1 protein-coding gene is annotated in these 311 nt (G+C 42.8%); it reads left to right on the plus strand.

Annotated features, from left to right (window positions below; all coding sequences use genetic code 11):
- The coding region (locus QKD99_RS11610; protein WP_347951501.1) for a hypothetical protein at positions 1-221 on the plus strand (221 nt) is incomplete at its 5' end.
- Positions 222-311 lie beyond the last annotated feature (90 nt).

The following is a 311-nucleotide window of genomic DNA, read 5'->3' on the forward strand; positions in this document are numbered from 1 at the left end:
ACCACAAACCACAAAAGCCTGTGCTGGCGTCCAAAAAATTACTACAAAGAAAAAATAAACAGTCCCCTCAACCCGACGGGGTCAAAAAAGAGGAAACCAAAAAGTTGAACACAATCACATGCCAACCAATCCATCTCAATGCAGCCGAAACACCAAACAGCATTCAAATGAGTACGTGTTCCACATACCCAACCGGCACACACCAACCAACAAACCACTAAGTCCGCTGGCAGACAAACCAATCAACACACAACCATGCACACAAAAAATAAAAAGTACATTGGCACACTATTGAGTTCTCAAACATCATC

It is taken from the genome of Corynebacterium sp. c3Ub_189, from assembly GCF_039907195.1.
Taxonomy (GTDB): domain Bacteria; phylum Actinomycetota; class Actinomycetes; order Mycobacteriales; family Mycobacteriaceae; genus Corynebacterium.